The organism is Streptomyces sp. NPDC029139, assembly GCF_055564335.1.
Map to the genome: position 1 here is coordinate 60,273 of NZ_JBVHWN010000010.1, position 16,473 is coordinate 76,745.

17 protein-coding genes are annotated in these 16,473 nt (G+C 71.9%); 9 read left to right on the plus strand and 8 right to left on the minus strand.

Annotated features, from left to right (window positions below):
* Positions 1-3 precede the first annotated feature (3 nt).
* The 3 genes from ACZ4VW_RS22130 to ACZ4VW_RS22140 form a co-directional block, all read right to left on the minus strand.
* Positions 4-489 carry a MarR family winged helix-turn-helix transcriptional regulator gene (locus ACZ4VW_RS22130; RefSeq protein ID WP_467964948.1) on the minus strand — a complete coding sequence of 162 codons (486 nt, stop codon included), beginning with the start codon at positions 487-489 and terminating at the stop codon, positions 4-6.
* 38 nt (positions 490-527) lie between these two features.
* Positions 528-1,151, minus strand: coding sequence for an isochorismatase family protein (locus ACZ4VW_RS22135; RefSeq protein ID WP_467964950.1), 624 nt, complete (start codon positions 1,149-1,151; stop codon positions 528-530).
* A gap of 163 nt (positions 1,152-1,314) precedes the next feature.
* Entirely contained in the window at positions 1,315-2,298 is a 984-nt protein-coding gene (locus ACZ4VW_RS22140; protein ID WP_467964952.1) for a GlxA family transcriptional regulator, read from the minus strand.
* A gap of 129 nt (positions 2,299-2,427) precedes the next feature.
* Here ACZ4VW_RS22140 and ACZ4VW_RS22145 point away from each other — a divergent pair, with 129 nt between their 5' ends.
* From ACZ4VW_RS22145 to ACZ4VW_RS22155, 3 genes are all read left to right on the plus strand, one after another.
* Entirely contained in the window at positions 2,428-2,826 is a 399-nt protein-coding gene (locus tag ACZ4VW_RS22145) for a helix-turn-helix domain-containing protein (RefSeq protein ID WP_467964954.1), read from the plus strand.
* Between the two features lie 28 nt (positions 2,827-2,854).
* Positions 2,855-3,412: a hypothetical protein gene (locus tag ACZ4VW_RS22150; RefSeq protein WP_467964956.1), complete on the plus strand. Its 558-nt coding sequence runs from the start codon at positions 2,855-2,857 to the stop codon at positions 3,410-3,412.
* 168 nt (positions 3,413-3,580) lie between these two features.
* The gene (locus tag ACZ4VW_RS22155) at positions 3,581-3,925 is read left to right on the plus strand and encodes a DUF2516 family protein (RefSeq protein ID WP_467964958.1); all 345 of its coding nucleotides are present in this window, start codon (positions 3,581-3,583) and stop codon (positions 3,923-3,925) included.
* Positions 3,926-4,034: 109 nt separating this feature from the next.
* On the opposite strand, the gene ACZ4VW_RS22160 is transcribed toward ACZ4VW_RS22155, so the two are convergent.
* The 3 genes from ACZ4VW_RS22160 to ACZ4VW_RS22170 form a co-directional block, all read right to left on the minus strand.
* Positions 4,035-5,297 (minus strand): PP2C family protein-serine/threonine phosphatase, encoded by a 1,263-nt coding sequence (locus ACZ4VW_RS22160; protein ID WP_467964960.1) that lies wholly within the window; start codon positions 5,295-5,297, stop codon positions 4,035-4,037.
* A 228-nt stretch (positions 5,298-5,525) separates the two neighbouring features.
* Positions 5,526-6,602 (minus strand): C40 family peptidase, encoded by a 1,077-nt coding sequence (locus tag ACZ4VW_RS22165; protein ID WP_467964962.1) that lies wholly within the window; start codon positions 6,600-6,602, stop codon positions 5,526-5,528.
* A 224-nt stretch (positions 6,603-6,826) separates the two neighbouring features.
* Positions 6,827-7,663: a class I SAM-dependent methyltransferase gene (locus ACZ4VW_RS22170; protein ID WP_467964964.1), complete on the minus strand. Its 837-nt coding sequence runs from the start codon at positions 7,661-7,663 to the stop codon at positions 6,827-6,829.
* 150 nt (positions 7,664-7,813) lie between these two features.
* On the opposite strand from ACZ4VW_RS22170, the gene mshA reads away from it, so the two are divergent.
* The 3 genes from mshA (at position 7,814) to ACZ4VW_RS22185 (ending at position 11,393) form a co-directional block, all read left to right on the plus strand.
* Positions 7,814-9,157: a D-inositol-3-phosphate glycosyltransferase gene (gene mshA, locus ACZ4VW_RS22175; RefSeq protein ID WP_467964966.1), complete on the plus strand. Its 1,344-nt coding sequence runs from the start codon at positions 7,814-7,816 to the stop codon at positions 9,155-9,157.
* Positions 9,150-9,650, plus strand: coding sequence for a type III secretion system chaperone family protein (locus ACZ4VW_RS22180; protein ID WP_467964968.1), 501 nt, complete (start codon positions 9,150-9,152; stop codon positions 9,648-9,650). The genes mshA and ACZ4VW_RS22180 overlap by 8 nt, the downstream gene beginning before the upstream one ends.
* 105 nt (positions 9,651-9,755) lie before the next feature.
* Positions 9,756-11,393 (plus strand): glycosyl hydrolase family 28-related protein, encoded by a 1,638-nt coding sequence (locus ACZ4VW_RS22185; RefSeq protein ID WP_467964970.1) that lies wholly within the window; start codon positions 9,756-9,758, stop codon positions 11,391-11,393.
* Here ACZ4VW_RS22185 and ACZ4VW_RS22190 read toward each other — a convergent pair.
* On the minus strand, positions 11,383-12,738 hold the full coding sequence (locus ACZ4VW_RS22190) for an MDR family MFS transporter (protein ID WP_467964972.1): 1,356 nt from the start codon (positions 12,736-12,738) through the stop codon (positions 11,383-11,385). The genes ACZ4VW_RS22185 and ACZ4VW_RS22190 overlap by 11 nt on opposite strands.
* A gap of 125 nt (positions 12,739-12,863) precedes the next feature.
* Between ACZ4VW_RS22190 and ACZ4VW_RS22195 the strand changes: the two genes are divergently transcribed.
* On the plus strand, positions 12,864-13,622 hold the full coding sequence (locus ACZ4VW_RS22195; protein WP_467964974.1) for a phosphoglyceromutase: 759 nt from the start codon (positions 12,864-12,866) through the stop codon (positions 13,620-13,622).
* A gap of 93 nt (positions 13,623-13,715) precedes the next feature.
* Here the strand turns inward: ACZ4VW_RS22195 and ACZ4VW_RS22200 are convergent, their stop codons facing one another.
* Positions 13,716-14,423: a hypothetical protein gene (locus ACZ4VW_RS22200; protein ID WP_467964976.1), complete on the minus strand. Its 708-nt coding sequence runs from the start codon at positions 14,421-14,423 to the stop codon at positions 13,716-13,718.
* A 287-nt stretch (positions 14,424-14,710) separates the two neighbouring features.
* Here ACZ4VW_RS22200 and ACZ4VW_RS22205 point away from each other — a divergent pair, with 287 nt between their 5' ends.
* Positions 14,711-15,622 (plus strand): hypothetical protein, encoded by a 912-nt coding sequence (locus tag ACZ4VW_RS22205; RefSeq protein WP_467964978.1) that lies wholly within the window; start codon positions 14,711-14,713, stop codon positions 15,620-15,622.
* 274 nt (positions 15,623-15,896) lie between these two features.
* On the plus strand, positions 15,897-16,364 hold the full coding sequence (locus tag ACZ4VW_RS22210) for a GNAT family N-acetyltransferase (protein ID WP_467964980.1): 468 nt from the start codon (positions 15,897-15,899) through the stop codon (positions 16,362-16,364).
* Positions 16,365-16,473 lie beyond the last annotated feature (109 nt).

A 16,473-nucleotide genomic window follows, 5' to 3' on the forward strand; every position in this document is an offset into this window, starting at 1 on the left:
TCGTCACCCCTTCTGGCGGGCCCGACGCGCCGGCCTCGCGCCCTCCATCGGCGTCTCCAGATGTCCCGTGACCAGGCGGTTCAGCGCCCGCAGCAGCACCTCGCGCTCCTCCTCGGGCAGCGAGGCCAAGGCCCTCTCGTGCACTCGGTCCACGATCTTCTGGCTCTCCGCGGCGACCTTCGCCCCCTCCTCGGTCACCGCGATGATCCGCGCCCGCCGGTCGGTGCTGGACGGCCTGCGCTCGGCGAGGCCGGCCTTCTCCAGGGCGTCGACGGTCACCACCATCGTGGTCTTGTCCATGTCCCCGATCTCGGCGAGCTGCGCCTGGGTGCGCTCCTCCTCGAGGGCGTGGACGAGGACGCAGTGCATCCGCGGGGTGAGCCCGATCTCGCCGAGTCGCGCGCTCATCTGCGTGCGCAGGACGTGGCTGGTGTGGTCCAGGAGGAAGGACAGGTCCGGTTCGGTGCGCGTGGGTGCCATGGCGGTCATGTCTGCCAGGGTAACGAAAGTCGATCCGTCGCGGATTATCAGGAAGTGGACGACGCGGGGGGCGTGTCGGCGCGTCCGCCGGTCAGGTCGTCGACCGTCGGGGCCACGACTCCGAAGACGTCCGCGATGGTGGTCAGGGCGCTTCGCTGGAGGGCGTCGGCGGGCACGGTGCCGCCCCCGGGCGCGGGCAGGGAGCGGGTGGCGGTGGCCTCGGCGACGACGGTGGGGCGGTAGCCGAGGTTGAAGGCGCCCTGGGCGGTGAAGGTGACGCACATGTGGGTCATGAACCCGGCCAGGATCAGGTCGGGTCCGGCGCCCAGGTCGCGCAGCGTCTTCTCCAGGTCGGTGGCGTGGAAGCCGTTCGGGAAGTGCTTGACCACGACCGGTTCGCCGTCCACGGGCGCCACTTCGGGGCTGATCGCGCCGAGCTCGGAGTCGATGTCGTAGCCGGCGTCGATGACGTGCACGACCGGCGTGCCCGCGGCGCGGGCGGCGGCGAGCAGGCGGGCTCCGGCGGCCAGGGCGGACTCGACGCCGTGGAGGGCCATGACGCCGGTGCGGTACGTGTTCTGGCAATCGATCATGACCAGTGTGGCGTCGTCGAGGCGGGGCAGGGTGTTGTCCAGGCCGATGACGTCGCGCAGGGTCGCGGAGGCATTCATGGATGAAGGGGTCCTTTCGGGCGTTGTGGGGCAGGGCAGGGGTACGGCAGGGCAGGGGTGAGGCAGGGCAGGGGTGCGGCAGGGCAGGGCGAGGCTGCCGTGGCGCGACGGCTCACCCGTGAGAAGGACGCGTGAGGGGGTGCGTGAGGGGGGTTTCGGGTGGTCAGGAAGCGGTGCGGAAGCGGCGGCGGTAGGAGGCCGGGGTGGTGTTGATCTGCTTGCGGAACGCGCGGTGCAGCGTCTCCACCGAACCCATCCCGACCGCCGTCGCGATCCGCTCCAGCGGCTGGTCGGTGGTCTCCAGCAGGCGGCGGGCCGCCTCCACCCGGGCCGCCTCCACGTACGAGGCCGGACTGGTGCCGGTCTCCTGCCGGAAGACCCGGGCGAAATGACGCTCGCTCAGGCACATGCGCTCGGCCAGCGCGGGCGCCGACAGGTCACCGTCGAGGTGCTCCGTGATGAACACGCGCAGCTCGTCGATGTCCCTGCGGGCGGCCGCCGGCCGGCTCAGCGGCACGCTGAACTGGCTCTGGCCGCCCTGCCGTCTGAGGTACATCACCAACTGCCGGGCCACCGAGAGCGCGACCTCCTCGCCGTGGTCCTCGGCCACCAGCGCCAGCGCAAGGTCCATGCAGGTACTGATGCCCGCCCCGGTCCACACCCGTCCGGATCTGACGAAGATCGGGTCCGCGTCGACCTTCACCTCCGGGTGCTCGGCCGCCAGCTGGGCCGCGGTCGACCAGTGCGTGGTCGCCCGCCGCCCGTCGAGGAGCCCGGCGGCCGCGAGCACGTGCGCGCCCACGCACACCGAGGCGATCCGCCGGGCGTGCGGCGCCGTGGTCCTCACCCACTCCACCACCGTGTCGTCGACCCGGGCCACCGGGCCGTCCGGGCCCGGGTCCACCGCGCCGGGCACCAGCAGGGTGTCCACCGCGGCCCCCACCTCGGCGAAGGTGAGGTCCGGCACCAGCCGTACGCCGGCCGAGGTGGGGACCGGCTCGGTCCCCGGGCTCGCCAGGCGGACCGCGTAGCCCGCGCGGCCCCCGGTCTCCCGGTTGGCCAGGGCGAAGACCTCGGCCGGGCCGGAGACGTCGAGCAGATCGACGTCGGGGAAGACCGCGATCACGACGCGGTGTGCAGAGGGCATGCGCCCATCGTCGCGACGGCGCCGGGTGACCGCAATGACGACTGTCTGTCAGATCCGGCCATCGGTGAGGCGCGACACTATTGCAAGCACCTGCTTGCAATAGTTAGCAAGCGATGGCATGGTCGGGGCATGGCATCGCTCAACGTCGGCAATCTTGGCGAGTACCTCCGCGAGCAGCGGCGCACCGCGCAGCTCTCGCTGCGGCAGCTCGCGGAGGCCGCCGGGGTGTCCAATCCGTATCTGAGTCAGATCGAGCGGGGACTGCGCAAGCCGAGCGCCGAGGTGCTGCAGCAGGTCGCCAAGGCCCTGCGGATCTCCGCCGAGACTCTCTACGTGCGGGCCGGGATTCTCGACGAGAAGGAGCGGGAGGAGCTGGAGACGCGGGCCGTCATCCTCGCCGATCCCTCGATCAACGAGCGGCAGAAGCAGGTGCTGCTCCAGATCTACGACTCCTTCCGCAAGGAGAACGCCGCCGAGGCGGCCGACGGCGACGGCGCCGGTCCCGATGCCGAACGATCCGTGAGCTAGTACGTACACATCCGGGAGGACCACACCCATGGCCATCATCGAAGAACTGCGTACCCCCCTCTACTTCGCCGCCGGCACCGCCGACCTCGCCGTCCAGCAGGCCAAGAAGGTCCCGGGCCTGATCGAGCAGATCGCCGCCGAGGCGCCCGCGCGGATCGACGCCGTGCGCAAGACCGACCCCAAGGCCGTGCAGGAGAAGGTGACCGACCGGGCCAAGGAGGCCCAGGCCACCGTGCAGTCGAAGCTGGCCGAGGTCGTCGGCAACCTCGACACGGACCTGAAGAAGCTCGGCGAGACCGCCCAGGACCTGGCCCTGCGGAGTGTCGGCGTCGCCGCCGAGTACGCCGTGAAGGCGCGCGAGAAGTACGAGGAGGTCGCCGCGCACGGCGAGGAGGCCGTCAAGGCCTGGCGCGGTGAGGCGGCCGAGGAGATCACCGAGATCGCCATCGTCGTCGAGCCCGACCCGGAGCCGAAGGCGGAGCCCAAGGCCGCGGTCGTGGTGGAGGCGTCGGAGGACTCCAAGTCCGCGCGCAGGACCACTGCCCGCAAGCCGGCCGCCAAGAAGACCGCCGCCGTCGAGAAGTAGGGCGACGGGGCCGAACGGTTCGTACGGGCCGGCAGACGGCCACCGGTTCCAGACCCGATCGGCGAGCGGTAAGGCGGGGACAGGCGGGGCACCAATCAGGGTGGACGGTGCGTTGTACCGGGTACCTTGGCCGCGAGGCGCTCCACTCACTCACGAGGCGGTTCACACATGTTGCGCGCGGGATTCGACTCCATCATCTGGCTGGTGATCGGCCTGGTCTTCATCGGCATGGCCGTCGCCGCGCTCGTCTTCGCGGTCATGGCGCGCGAGGACGCCTATCGCGCGGCCGAGAAGCAGACCAAGAAGTTCTGGCTGATCATTCTGGGCATCAACCTCGCCGTGAACCTGCTGCTGCCGATGCTCTTCCTGCAGATCGCCGGCGTCATCGCGGCCATCGTCTTCATGGTCGACGTCCGGCCGGCGCTCAAGCAGGTGTCCGGTGGAGGAGGCGGCGGCCGCCGTGGCGGCTCCAGCAGCGACGGGCCGTACGGTCCGTACAACGGCGGACGCTGACCGCCGGAGGATGTGGGGCACCGCACGACGGTGCCGACCGCCGCACGGCGCTGACCGGTGCACGCCGGTGCACGCCGGTGCGGGGAACGCGGAAACGGACCCGGGGCTCTCAGCCCCGGGTCCTTTCCAGTGCCAGGACCGCCACGTCGTCCGTCAGCTCCCCGCCGTTCAGCGAGCGCACCTCCGTCACCGCCGCGTCCAGGAGCTCCTCGCCGCGCAGGCCCTCCGCCAGCTGCCGGTTGATCATCTCGACCATGCCGTCCTGGCCGAGCCGCGGCGAGCCGGGGCCGGCCGAGCGGCCCTCGATCAGGCCGTCGGTGTACATCAGCAGGCTCCACGACCCGCCCAGCTCCACCTGGCGCCGCGGCCAGCGGGCGCGCGGCAGCAGGCCGAGGGCCGGTCCGCCGTCCTCGTACGGCAGCAGCCGCGCCGCCCGCCCCTGCCGGGCGATCAGCGGGGAGGGGTGCCCGGCCAGGCAGAGGCCCGCCCGGCGCCCGTCCGGGGCGATGTCGACCGTGCAGAGCGTCGCGAAGATCTCCTCGCTCTCCCGCTCGTGCTCCAGCACCTGCTGCATCGTGGAGAGCAGCTCGTCCCCGCACAGGCCGGCGAAGGTCAGCGCCCGCCACGCGATGCGCAGCTCCACGCCGAGCGCCGCCTCGTCGGGGCCGTGCCCGCAGACGTCGCCGATCATGGCGTGGACCGTGCCGTCGGGCGTGCGGACGGTGTCGTAGAAGTCCCCGCCGAGCAGGGCGCGGGAGCGGCCGGGCCGGTAGCGGGCCGCGAACCGCAGGTCGGAGCCCTCCAGCAGGGGGGTGGGGAGCAGTCCGCGTTCCAGGCGCGCGTTCTCCTGGGCCCGCAGCCGCGACTCGGTCAGCTTCACCTGGACCGCGTCGGCCCGCTTGCGCTCGACCGCGTACCGGATCGCCCGGCTCAGCAGCCTTCCGTCGAGCTCCTCGCGGAAGAGGTGGTCCTGGGCCCCGACCCGTACCGCCTCCGCCGCCAGCTCCGCGTCGGCCGAGGCCGCGAGGGCCAGCACGGCGTGGCGCGGGGCGAGCCGCAGGACGTGCCGCAGCGGCGCGAGGGGGTCGTCGCCGGCCGCCCGGGGTCCGGGCAGGGCCAGGTCGACCAGGACGCAGTGCACGTCGTCGGTGAGCAGCCGCTCGGCCTCGGTGAGGTTCCGGGCGGTGCGGATACGGACGCGCGTGCCGTCGGCGTCGAGCATTTCGGGTACGGCGAGGGCACCCGCCGGGTCGTCCTCGACGACCAGAAGGGTGAGATCGGTGCCGGTGGCGGCCGAAGCAGCCGGGGCAGCCGTGACAGTGCCTGGCGCCGCGGCGGAGTCGCTTCTCTGACGCGGTACGGGTACGGGCATCGGTCCTGTTTCCTTCCCTCCCCCCGAGGGCGCGGCAGGACGACGAACGACGTCCCGCCAGACGGGGACCATAGCGGTACCCCGCCGGGCAGCGGAATGGTGATCACGGTACGAGCACCGACGGGCCATTGGCATATGCCGCGCATAGGGAGGTTGTTGCCGCCGAGGCCATGACGAACATCACGCCGGGCGCTCTCGCGTCGCGGCTCATGGCGACCGTGAGCGGCCTCACTCCGGGCGGACGACTCCGAGGATCTCCATCGAGCCCGCCCCGGCGAGGGTGATGTTCCGCCCCGGCCTCGGCGCGTGCACGATCGCGCCGTTCCCGACATACATCCCGATATGACTCGCGTCCTTGTAGTAGACGATCAGGTCGCCGGGCCGCATGTCCTTGATGTCCACGCGCGGCAGCAGCCGCCACTGCTCCTGCGAGGTGCGGGGGATGGGCCGGCCGGCCGCGCCCCAGGCCCGCTGGGTCAGCCCCGAGCAGTCGAACGACCCCGGACCCTCCGCGCCCCAGACGTACGGCTTGCCGATCTGCGCGGTGGCGTACTCCACCGCGCGCTTGCCCCGCGCGGTCGCCTTGCCGTCCAGGCCCTTGAGGACGCCGGTGTCCAGCCAGGCGGTCTGCGCCCTGTACTGCTCCTGCTCCTCCAGGCGCAGCAGCCGCGCCCGCTCCTCGGCCTCCAGCTCGGACTCCAGCTTCTCGGCCGCGGCGATCTTCGCGTCGATCTCCTTCTTCGCCTCGGCCTGCTTGACGCGGTTGGCCTCCAGCTTGGTCCAGTTGGTGCCCGCGTCCTTGGCGTAGACGGTCAACTGGGCCTGGGTCCGGTTCATCTCGCCGAGCAGGTCCTTGGTGGCCTTCTGGCCCTGCTGCAGCCGGCCGGCGTTGTCGAGGAAGAGCTGCGGGTCGTCGGTGAGGACGAACTGGGCGCCCTCGGGCAGCCCGCCGTTGCGGTACTGCGCGCGGGCCGCCGCGCCCGCCTGTGCCTTGAGCGCCTCGATCTTCTCGCGGCCCGCCACGATCATCCTGGCCAGCTCCACGATCTCGGCCGACTGCTCCTTGGCCTTCTCCTCGGCGAGGTTGTACGCGTCGGTGGCGGCGGCGGCCTGGCGGTACAGGCCGTCGATCTCCTTGCGCACCTCTTCGAGCGACTTCTTCGGGAGGGCGGGCGGCAGCGGGGCCGAGGGCGCGGCGGGCGGGCGTGGCGCGGCGGCGGCCTGGAGGGTCAGCGCGGGTGAGGCCAGCACCGTCAGGGCGCAGACCACGGTGATCGCGGTGGTGGCGCGGCGGCGTCGGTTCACAAGCTCCCCCTCGGACGGCCCTGAGATCCCGTATCTGATTTACCGTCAGTAACTTGGTGGTGACCTTGGCGATAGTGCCATGCGAAACGTGAAAACGACAGGGGATACCGGGGCCTGTCGGTCACCTTCCCCCCGGGTGACGAGCGATCGGCGCGTCGCGTTCCCGACGTACCTCGAATTCACCACGAGTTGGCGCGTCGGGGCCGCCGATGCCGTGCGGTGGGTCAGCGCGGCGCGGGCGCCAGGGCCTCCCAGCGCACCGTCACCTCGCCCTGCCGCCAACGGCGGTGGCCGTCCGTCAGCGGCCAGTCCGCCGCCAGGTCGCGGACGGCCCGGATCCACCGCTGCCGCGCGCCGAGCGAGGCGTACGGAGCGGCCGCCGCCCACGCGCGGTCGAAGTCCCGCAGGAACGCGTGGACCGGCTCGCCCGGCACGTTGCGGTGAATCAGCGCCTTCGGCAGTCGCTCCGCGAGGTCCGAGGGCCGGTCCAGCGAGCCGAGCCGGGTGGCGAAGGTCACCGTGCGCGGCCCCGTCCGGTCGAGCGCCACCCATACATGGCGGCGCCCGATCTCGTCGCAGGTCCCCTCCACCAGCAGGCCCCCGGGCGCGAGCCGGGCGCACAGCCGCTCCCACACGGCGGCCACCTCGCCCTCGTCGTACTGACGCAGCACGTTCGCGGCCCGGATCAGCGCGACCGCGCCCGGCACCGGGACCTCGAAGCCGCCGTGCAGGAAGGACAGCCCCTCGCGGGCGTACGGCTCGGCGGCGGCGACCCGGGCCGGCTCGATCTCGATGCCGACGACCTCGGTGCGCGGGTCGGCGGTGCGCAGGCGGGTGAGCAGCTCGACGGCGGTCCAGGGAGCGGCGCCGTAACCCAGGTCGACGGCGAGGGGCGGCTCGGGGGACCGGCGCAGCGCCGGTCCGTGGACGGCGGCGATCCAGCGGTCCATACGACGCAGCCGGTTCGGGTTGGTGGTCCCGCGGGTGGCCGTGCCGACGGGCGAACCGGGGCGGGGGCGCCCCCGGTCGGAGCTCCGGGGGAGGGTGGTGCGCGGGGCCATGGGACGAGGGTACGCGCCGGGCCCCGGGGCAATGAATTGGCAAAACGGAAATGGATGGCCCCATTCCGGTGTTGTGCCGTTCGGAGGGCGTCACGCGCCGTCCCCCTTGCCGTGCCCGCTACGCCCCCACTCAGCGGAAGGATCGTCGACGTGAGCCAGTACGTGTCCCGGCTCGCCGGCTCCCTGGCGACACCGCCCAGGCTCCGGTTCCCCGGACGTCACAGGACCCCCCGCCGGGTGGCCATGCTCAGCGTCCACACCTCGCCCCTCCACCAGCCGGGCACCGGTGACGCCGGCGGCATGAACGTCTACATCGTGGAGCTGGCCAAGCGGCTGGCCGCGATCAACATCGAGGTCGAGATCTTCACCCGGGCCACCACCGGCGGCCTCGCCCCCGTCGTCGAGCTCGCCCCGGGCGTCCTCGTACGGCACGTGGACGCCGGCCCTTACGAGGGCCTGGCCAAGGAGGAGCTGCCGGCCCAGCTCTGCGCCTTCACCCACGGGGTGATGCAGGCATGGGCGGGCCACCGCCCCGGCCACTACGACCTGGTCCACTCCCACTACTGGCTCTCCGGCCACGTCGGCTGGCTCGCCGCCGAGCGGTGGGGCGTCCCGCTCGTCCACGCCATGCACACGATGGCCAAGGTCAAGAACGCGGCGCTCGCGGAGGGCGACACCCCCGAGCCCGCGGCCCGGGTGATCGGCGAGACCCAGATCGTCCGCGCCGCCGACCGGCTGATCGCCAACACCGCCGAGGAGGCCGACGAGCTCGTCCGCTTCTACGAGTCGGATCCCGGCAAGGTCGCCGTCGTGCACCCGGGGGTCAACCTCGACCACTTCCGCCCGGCCGACGGCCGGGCGGCCGCGAGGGCCCGCCTCGGGCTGCCCGCCGACGCCTTCATCCCCGTCTTCGCGGGCCGCATCCAGCCCCTGAAGGCCCCCGACATCCTGCTGAGGGCCGCGGCCCGCCTCCTGGAGGACGACCCGTCGCTGCGCTCACGCATGGTCGTGCCCGTCGTCGGCGGCCCCAGCGGCAGCGGGCTGGCCAAGCCGGAGGGGCTGCAGAAGCTTGCCGCCCGGCTTGGCATCGCGGACCTCGTCCGCTTCCACCCGCCGGTCGGCCAGGACCGCCTCGCGGACTGGTTCCGGGCGGCATCGGTGCTGGTCATGCCCTCGTACAGCGAGTCCTTCGGGCTCGTCGCCATCGAGGCGCAGGCGGCCGGCACGCCGGTCGTCGCGGCCGCGGTGGGCGGCCTTCCGGTCGCCGTACGGGACGACGTCACCGGCTTCCTGGTCCAGGGGCACGACCCGGCCGACTACGCCCGCGCGCTCGGGCGGTTCGTGGCCGCCCCGGCGCTGTCCGCCCGTATGGGCGCCGCGGCGGCCCGGCACGCGGAGTCCTTCGGCTGGGACACGGCCGCCTCGGGCACGGCGGACGTGTACACGGCCGCGATGCACGATCACCGCCGTCGCGTACGCTCGCACCATGGCTGACGTCACCCGTGCCCAGCAGGTCATCGAGGACACCTTCAAGGACGCCGAACTGGAGTGGGAGTCCCCCGAGCCAGGCTCGTACGTCGTCAAACTCCCCGGCACGCGCAAGCTGTTCACGACGCTGTCCCTCCGGGTCGGGCGCCACTCGCTCTCCCTCAACGCCTTCGTCATCCGCCATCCCGACGAGAACGAGACGGGCGTCCACCGCTGGCTGCTGGAGCGCAATCTCAAGCTGTACGGCGTGAGTTACGCGGTCGACGGCCTCGGCGACATCTACCTGACCGGCAAGCTGCCGCTGGCCGCCGTCAGCCCGGAGGAGCTGGACCGGCTCCTCGGCTCGGTCCTCGAAGCGGCCGACGGTTCCTTCAACACCCTTCTGGAGCTGGGCTTCGCGAGCGCCATCCGGCGCGAGTACGAGTGGCGGGTCTCGCGGGGCGAGTCGACGCGCAACCTCGACGCGTTCACGCATCTGACCCAGAAGCCCACGAACTGACCTTCGGTCACCCGCTGCACGACCCCTTCCGCCCTTGCCGGGGTCGTGCCATGCTCGCGGCCGTCGCACATCTGAATGGCGTTCACATCCATGAAAGGCGGGCTCATGGGAATCAGCCGAAGGCAGTTCGTGGGCGGTGCGGTGGCGGTCGGGGTGGCCGCCACGACGGGCTTCGCACCGGCCCCCGTCACCCCTCTCTGGGAGGAGTACGCGGACTCCCCGTACACCCATCCCCAGATTCCCTACGTCGGCCGCGCGGGAGCCCGCCGGGGCGCGACCCGGCTGCCCCACCCGCCCGTCGTCGCGAACGTCCTCTCCTACGGCGCCACCCCCGACGGATCGGCCGATTCGGCGACCGCGATCAACCGGGCCCTGGCCGAGGCGGGGGAGCGCGGCGGCGGCACGGTGCTCGTCCCGCCCGGCACGTACCGGATCGACGACCTCCTCCACATCGGCCACAGCGGCGTCGTCCTGCGCGGCGCCGGCTCCGCCCGCACGAGACTGCTGGCCACGAAGCACCTCACCGAACTGATCGGCCCCTACGGCTCCCGCTACGGCGGCGACAAGTCCTCCTGGTCCTGGGCCGGCGGTCTCATCTGGCTCGCCCCGCACGCCCGCCACGCCTCGCTCGTCGCAGCGATCCGGCAACGCGCCTGGCCCTTCGAGGGCTGGACCGGCAACCGCCGTGACGAGTGGCGCACGCTGACCACCGTCCGCCCCGCCCGGCGGGGCGACTGGTCCGTGACGGTCGAGGACCCGTCAGCCCTGCGCCGGGGCGCGGTCGTCCTCCTCCGCCTGGCCGACGACGCCGGCCACACGCTCCTGGAGCACATGGCGGGCGGGGGCCCGGGCGCGGAGGCGTACCACTGGGACGACAAGACCAAGCTGACGTCGTACGTCCCCTACGAGTGGCCGGTCCGCGTCACCTCGGTGCGGGGCCGCCGGGTCACCTTCGAACGCCCGCTGCCGCTCGACGCCCGCCCGGAGTGGGACCCGAGGCTCGTCACCCTCACCGAGCCGCTGACGGACGCGGGCGTCGTGGGCCTCACGCTCGAAGCGGTCGAGACCGCGCAGGCCCCGCACCTCCTCGACAAGGGCTACAACGGCGTCACCTTCCAGTGCGCTTACGACTGCTGGGCCGAGGACGTCGTCGTACGCCATGTCGACAACGGCTTCGGTCTCGTCGCCGCCTCCGCCTGCACACTGCGGCGCACCCGGGTGGAGGGGCGCGGTTCGCACCACCCGTACTTCTGCCGCGAGGGCGCGCACGACAACCTCGTGGAGGACTTCCGCATCGCGGCCCGTACGGCCCCGGCCCCGGCGGGCACCCAGCTCCACGGGATCAACGTGGAGGGGCTCTCCAGCCACAACGTCTGGTCGCGGGGCGTGATGGAGATGGGCACGTTCGACACCCACCGCGGGATGCCGTTCGCCAACGTACGGACGGAGATCACGGTCGAGAACAACGGACGGCACGGCGGGGACGCCTCGGCCGGCCCGCTGTACGGAGCCCGCTTCACCCACTGGAACGTGACGGTCACGAACGGGCGGGCGGGCCTGGTCAAGATCGACCGGGTCGCCCCGTACAGCGCGACGGTCGGCATCAGCGAGGTGCGGGAGTTCGACCAGATCGACGTGCCGGACTTCGTCGGCGAGCTCCACGCGCGCGTGGAGGCGTACGGGATTCCGGGGGCGGTCCGCCCCCGGAACCTGTACGAGGCACAGCGGACGCTCAGGCGCTGACGGCGCCGGGTGCCTTGTCGCCGGGTGCGTGGTCGGCGACGGGTGCCTTGCCGACGACGGTCCGGCCCTCGGGCAGGGGGTGGTCCTCGGCGGTCCGGTTCTGGGCGGTCCGGTTCCGGGGGAGGGGGTGGTCCTCGGCGAGGGCCTTGCGGAGGCGGGTGGTGTACCCGAGGGCGGCGACGGCGCCGACGACACCGCAGGCGATCCACAGCACGTCCGGTCCGGGGCCGCCCACGACCCAGCCCGCGAGGATCGGGGCGAGGAAACCGGACAGCGCCCAGGACATGCCCATGACGCCCTGGTAGCGGCCGCGGGCGTGCTCGGGGGCGAGCTTGGCGGTGGCGGCGGCGTTGGTCGGGACGTGGACCATCTCGCCGATGGTCCACACGACGACGGTCGCGGCGAAGACCAGCGGCGTGCCGGCCAGCGCGGTGGCACCCGTGCCGACGGCGAAGAGCAGCGCGGAGACGGTGAGCAGCATCGCCGGCGAGCGCTTCTCGGTCACCTTGTTGACCAGCAGCTGGAAGGCGACGATCAGGACACCGTTGACGGCGATGACGGCGCCGTACGCGGAGGGTTCGAGCCCCGCCGCCGCCATGGAGAGCGGCAGACCGACCCAGGGGGCGGTGAAGACGAGGCAGACGAGGAGGTTGAGGAGCACGAGCGTACGGAAGGGGGCGTCGCGCAGGACGACGAGGACGCTGACGCGGTCCTTCTCGACGAGTCCGCCGGTGGAGTTCGGCTTGGCCTCGGGGCGGGTCTCCGGCAGCCTCAGGAAGACGATCAGCGCGCACAGGGCGACCGCGACGGCCTCGAAGAGGAAGAGCGTGCGGTAGCCGAGGAAGACGGCGGCGCCACCGCCGAAGGCGGCGACGGCGAAGCCGAGGTTGAGGGCCCAGTAGTTGAGGGCGAAGGCCCGGCGGCGGTCGTGCTCGGGGACCATGTCGGCGATGGTGGCCTGGATGGAGGGGCGCACGGCCTGCATGGACAGGCCCATCAGCAGGACGACGGCGGCGATGCCCCAGGCGGTGGTCACCAGGGAGAGGGCGGCGGCGAGGGTGGCCGTCACCAGGTGCATCGTCACCATGGTGGGGCGCCGGCCCCACTTGTCGGCGAGCGTCCCGCCGAGCGGGGATCCGGCGACGCCGCCGAGACCGTGGAGGGCGATGACGAGCCCGGCGTACCAGGCCGAGTAGCCGAGCTCCTGGGTCAGGTACAGGGACAGGAAGGTGAGGACGAAGGCGCCGGTGCGGTTGACGAGCGTGGAGAGCCAGAGCCACCAGAATCCGCTCGGGAGACCGGAGACGGTCGCGCGGGCTGATCGTCTGAGCGAGTCGATGGACATGTGGGCCGGCCCCCTGCTGTGCGTAAGTCCCTCTAGCGGCCCTCGTAACTTACGCATCTCTCATGCTGGACGCCAGCGAATTGCTGGGGAGCGTCAGGCGTCGGGCGTCGATTAGGCTCGGGCGCATGGCCGACGCACCGTACAAGCTGATCCTCCTCCGCCACGGCGAGAGCGAGTGGAACGCGAAGAACCTGTTCACCGGCTGGGTGGACGTGAACCTCACCGAGAAGGGCGAGAAGGAGGCGGTCCGCGGCGGTGAGCTGCTGAAGGACGCCGGCCTGCTGCCCGACGTACTGCACACCTCCCTCCAGAAGCGCGCCATCCGCACGGCGCAGCTGGCGCTGGAGTCCGCCGACCGCCACTGGATCCCGGTCCACCGCTCCTGGCGCCTGAACGAGCGCCACTACGGTGCGCTCCAGGGCAAGGACAAGGCGCAGACGCTCGCGGAGTTCGGCGAGGAGCAGTTCATGCTCTGGCGCCGCTCGTACGACACCCCGCCGCCGGCGCTCGAGGACGGCACCGAGTTCTCGCAGTCCGACGACCCGCGCTACGCGACGATCCCGCCGGAGCTGCGCCCGCGGACGGAGTGCCTGAAGGACGTCGTCGACCGGATGCTGCCGTACTGGTACGACGGCATCGTCCCGGACCTCCTGACCGGCCGCACGGTCCTGATCGCGGCCCACGGCAACAGCCTGCGCGCCCTGGTCAAGCACCTGGACGACATCTCGGACGAGGACATCGCGGGCCTGAACATCCCGACGGGCATCCCGCTGACGTACGAGCTCGACGAGAACTTCAAGCCTCTCAAGCGCGGCGGCACGTACCTGGACCCGGACGCGGCGGCGGCGGCGATCGAGGCCGTGAAGAACCAGGGCAAGAAGTAGCCCTGACGCACGAGTGAGCCCCCTGCCTGCCGGTCTCCGGCGGGGAGGGGGCTTGTGCGTTTCCCCGAGCTCACCGCTTCAGCCGGATGTCCGTCAAAGCGTCGCTCCCCTGCCGTTCAGGGCGTTACTGATCTCCAGAAGGCGGCCCTCGGGCAGCGCGAAGGCGTTGCTGGGGTTTCGGTAGGAGTGCCCTCCGTCGTTGATCGAGACGCCGTCCACCTGGCTCCAGTACGCGCGAGCCCATTGGCCCTGGTTCTCAAGGAGCATGCTCGCCACCTCGGCGGGCTCCTCGATCACCGTGAGAGCGGCGAGCGCGGCGGTGAGGGCAGCGCTTGCGTCGTCGGGAAGCAGCGCGTCGCCGAGTGTGGGGAAGAGCAGCAGGAGACGGGCGTCGGCGTCCTGGACGCCGCTTGTTGCCGGCTGCCGGGCAGCGGACAGCAGTTCCAGCCAGGACATCCCGGGCCCCATGAAATGACCGTCATCCACCGCAACGGTCTCCGCTGCCGTCCACGCAGGGTGATGTATCAGGTAGTCCACCCCGCGTTCTCCGTCGATGTTGCGGTAGACGACGTGGATGGTGTGCCCGGATCCCAGAGGCACGCTGAACACCGGCCACTCCCCCTCGGCGTGCAGCGCGCGACACAACTCCTCGGCCGCGTCCCAGTCGGCACCGAACGCCGCTCGCTGCGCGTCCTCGCCGCGCAGGCAGGTGCCGAGGTGCACGGGCCAGAACAGCGGGTCGTCCAGGTAGGCGGAGCCCTGAACCAGAGGGCCGTCTTCGTATCCGGGGATCTTCAGCACGCGAGGATGATGGCATGAGAGACGGACGCCGCCTTCGGCGTCGGGGGCACCGCCGTCCCGTCTCAGGGGTGTGCGCCTTGCCGCCGCAACTGGCAACCGGTGTGCACTCTGGGGCGCGTGGGGCTGCTGTGACGTTTGGGATCGCCCCAGCGCTTGTACCGGTGAGGCTCGAAAGCCTCCGGACATGCGTCACGCGCAGTCCGCTCGCCCGTCGAGAGCACCGCTTCCGTGCGCTCGGCCGGCGAGACCGACACACTCCCTTGGGGGAAATCTTGGTGAGAAGTGGCATGCCACGTCGCGTCCTGGCCCGGGCCATGGGCGTCGTCGCGGCCATGGCGGTGGCCTTCGCGGCCGCACCGCTCGCAGGCACCGCCCAGGCCCACACGGCCGCGTCCGGGACGATGAGCTTCAGCGGTGAGCCCGGCGAGCCGATATCGGGTGGGCGGTCGTACGCGTACACCGTCGGCGCGGTCGACCTGTTCGACGTCCAGGGCAGCACGGACGGGAACGGCCTCTCCGTCGCGATCGACGCCGAAGAAGGCACCTTCTGGCGTCTCCACGTCGCCGCACCCGACGGCCAGAAGCTGACCGAGGGCACCACGTACACGGGCGCGAAGCAGTGGCCCGACGCCCAGCCCGCAGACGCGGAACTGCAGTTCAGCGGAACCGACCACGGGACCGACAAGTGGTGCGCGACGAACTCCGGCTCCTTCACCATCCAGCACATCGCGTTCGGCCCGTACGGATACGTGCGCGAACTCGACGCGACCTTCGAGCAGTACTGCAACGGATCGACGGTGCCGCTGCGCGGCGAGGTCCACGCGGTCATGGCCGAGCCGCCCGTCGAACTCGCCCTGGGCATGAGCGTCGACCCCACCGGCACCGTAGGCGTCCCTGACGGCACGGTCACCGTCGGCGGCACCGTGACGTGCAACAAGCCCGCCGACGTCTCGCTCGTCGGCCACGTCTTCCAGGTCCAGAAGAAGCAGACGCCCGGCGCCTCCTACGGAACCACCGTGGCCTGCACCCCGGGCGCGCCCGTCCCCTGGTCCGTCACGCTGACCAGCCAGGAACCCGCCACCTCGTTCCAGCCCGGCACCGCCACACTGCGCGGCAGCGCCCGTGCGAACGACCCGGACTACCCGGTGACCGTCAGCACCGAACAGCAGGAAGCGGCGGTCACGCTCTCGAAGGTCTGACCCCGGGTGGGGAGGCGCGCTCCGTGCGGGCCTCCTCCCACAGGGCCTTCTCCCGACCGCGTACCGCACCTGGCCGGGCGTCTCGACGGCCCAGCCGTCGGCCACACTGCCGGCGGCCATCGCCAGGGGCCAGACGGCCACATCCTGTAGTCCTGCCCAGGACGGTGGTCAGAGGCCGGGAGAAACCCGCGGGCGCAAGCTCACGAAGGGGCAGGGGCCTCCGTCGGGGAAAAACACCGCGACCACGGGTGCGACCCGTCGATAGGGTCCGCTGATGACCTCTGCGCTCCGCCTGGAAAAGATCACCCCTGAGAACGTGGACGCCGCCCTCGCGCTGCGCGTCCACCCGCACCAGGAGAAGAACGTCGAGCCGGTCGCCACCTCACTGGCCGAGGCGTACGCCTTCGGGGAGACCGCCTGGCCGCGGCTGATCCTCGACGGTGACGAGCTCGTGGGCTTCCTGATGGCCTTCCTGGACATCCAGTGGGCGCCGAAGAAGGACCCCGAGGACCGGCGCAGCGGGCTGTGGCGGCTCAACATCTCCGCCGACCACCAGGGCAAGGGCTATGGGCGCTTCGCCGTCGAAGCCGTCCGCGAGGAGATACGGCGGCGGGGCGGCAGCCTGATGTACGTGTCGTGGGAGGAGGGCGAGCACGGGCCCGGGGACTTCTACCTCAAGCACGGCTTCCGCACGACCGGCGAGACCACCGGCGGCCAGACCGTCGGCGTGCTCGACGTCTGACGCGCGTACGCCACGAGGTACGCACCCGCAATAAGCGCACCCGCAATACCGTGCCCCCGAGGTACGCGTACCCCCGCCGTAAGCACCACGAAGTGGCCCCGCCCGGAGA

Coding starts and splice junctions, on each gene's coding strand:
- ACZ4VW_RS22130 (WP_467964948.1), bottom strand. CDS start 489: ATGACCGCCATGGCACCCACGCGCACCGAACCGGACCTGTCCTTCCTC.
- ACZ4VW_RS22135 (WP_467964950.1), bottom strand. CDS start 1,151: ATGAATGCCTCCGCGACCCTGCGCGACGTCATCGGCCTGGACAACACC.
- ACZ4VW_RS22140 (WP_467964952.1), bottom strand. CDS start 2,298: ATGCCCTCTGCACACCGCGTCGTGATCGCGGTCTTCCCCGACGTCGAT.
- ACZ4VW_RS22145 (WP_467964954.1), top strand. CDS start 2,428: ATGGCATCGCTCAACGTCGGCAATCTTGGCGAGTACCTCCGCGAGCAG.
- ACZ4VW_RS22150 (WP_467964956.1), top strand. CDS start 2,855: ATGGCCATCATCGAAGAACTGCGTACCCCCCTCTACTTCGCCGCCGGC.
- ACZ4VW_RS22155 (WP_467964958.1), top strand. CDS start 3,581: ATGTTGCGCGCGGGATTCGACTCCATCATCTGGCTGGTGATCGGCCTG.
- ACZ4VW_RS22160 (WP_467964960.1), bottom strand. CDS start 5,297: ATGCCCGTACCCGTACCGCGTCAGAGAAGCGACTCCGCCGCGGCGCCA.
- ACZ4VW_RS22170 (WP_467964964.1), bottom strand. CDS start 7,663: ATGGCCCCGCGCACCACCCTCCCCCGGAGCTCCGACCGGGGGCGCCCC.
- ACZ4VW_RS22180 (WP_467964968.1), top strand. CDS start 9,150: ATGGCTGACGTCACCCGTGCCCAGCAGGTCATCGAGGACACCTTCAAG.
- ACZ4VW_RS22185 (WP_467964970.1), top strand. CDS start 9,756: ATGGGAATCAGCCGAAGGCAGTTCGTGGGCGGTGCGGTGGCGGTCGGG.
- ACZ4VW_RS22190 (WP_467964972.1), bottom strand. CDS start 12,738: ATGTCCATCGACTCGCTCAGACGATCAGCCCGCGCGACCGTCTCCGGT.
- ACZ4VW_RS22195 (WP_467964974.1), top strand. CDS start 12,864: ATGGCCGACGCACCGTACAAGCTGATCCTCCTCCGCCACGGCGAGAGC.
- ACZ4VW_RS22205 (WP_467964978.1), top strand. CDS start 14,711: ATGCCACGTCGCGTCCTGGCCCGGGCCATGGGCGTCGTCGCGGCCATG.
- ACZ4VW_RS22210 (WP_467964980.1), top strand. CDS start 15,897: ATGACCTCTGCGCTCCGCCTGGAAAAGATCACCCCTGAGAACGTGGAC.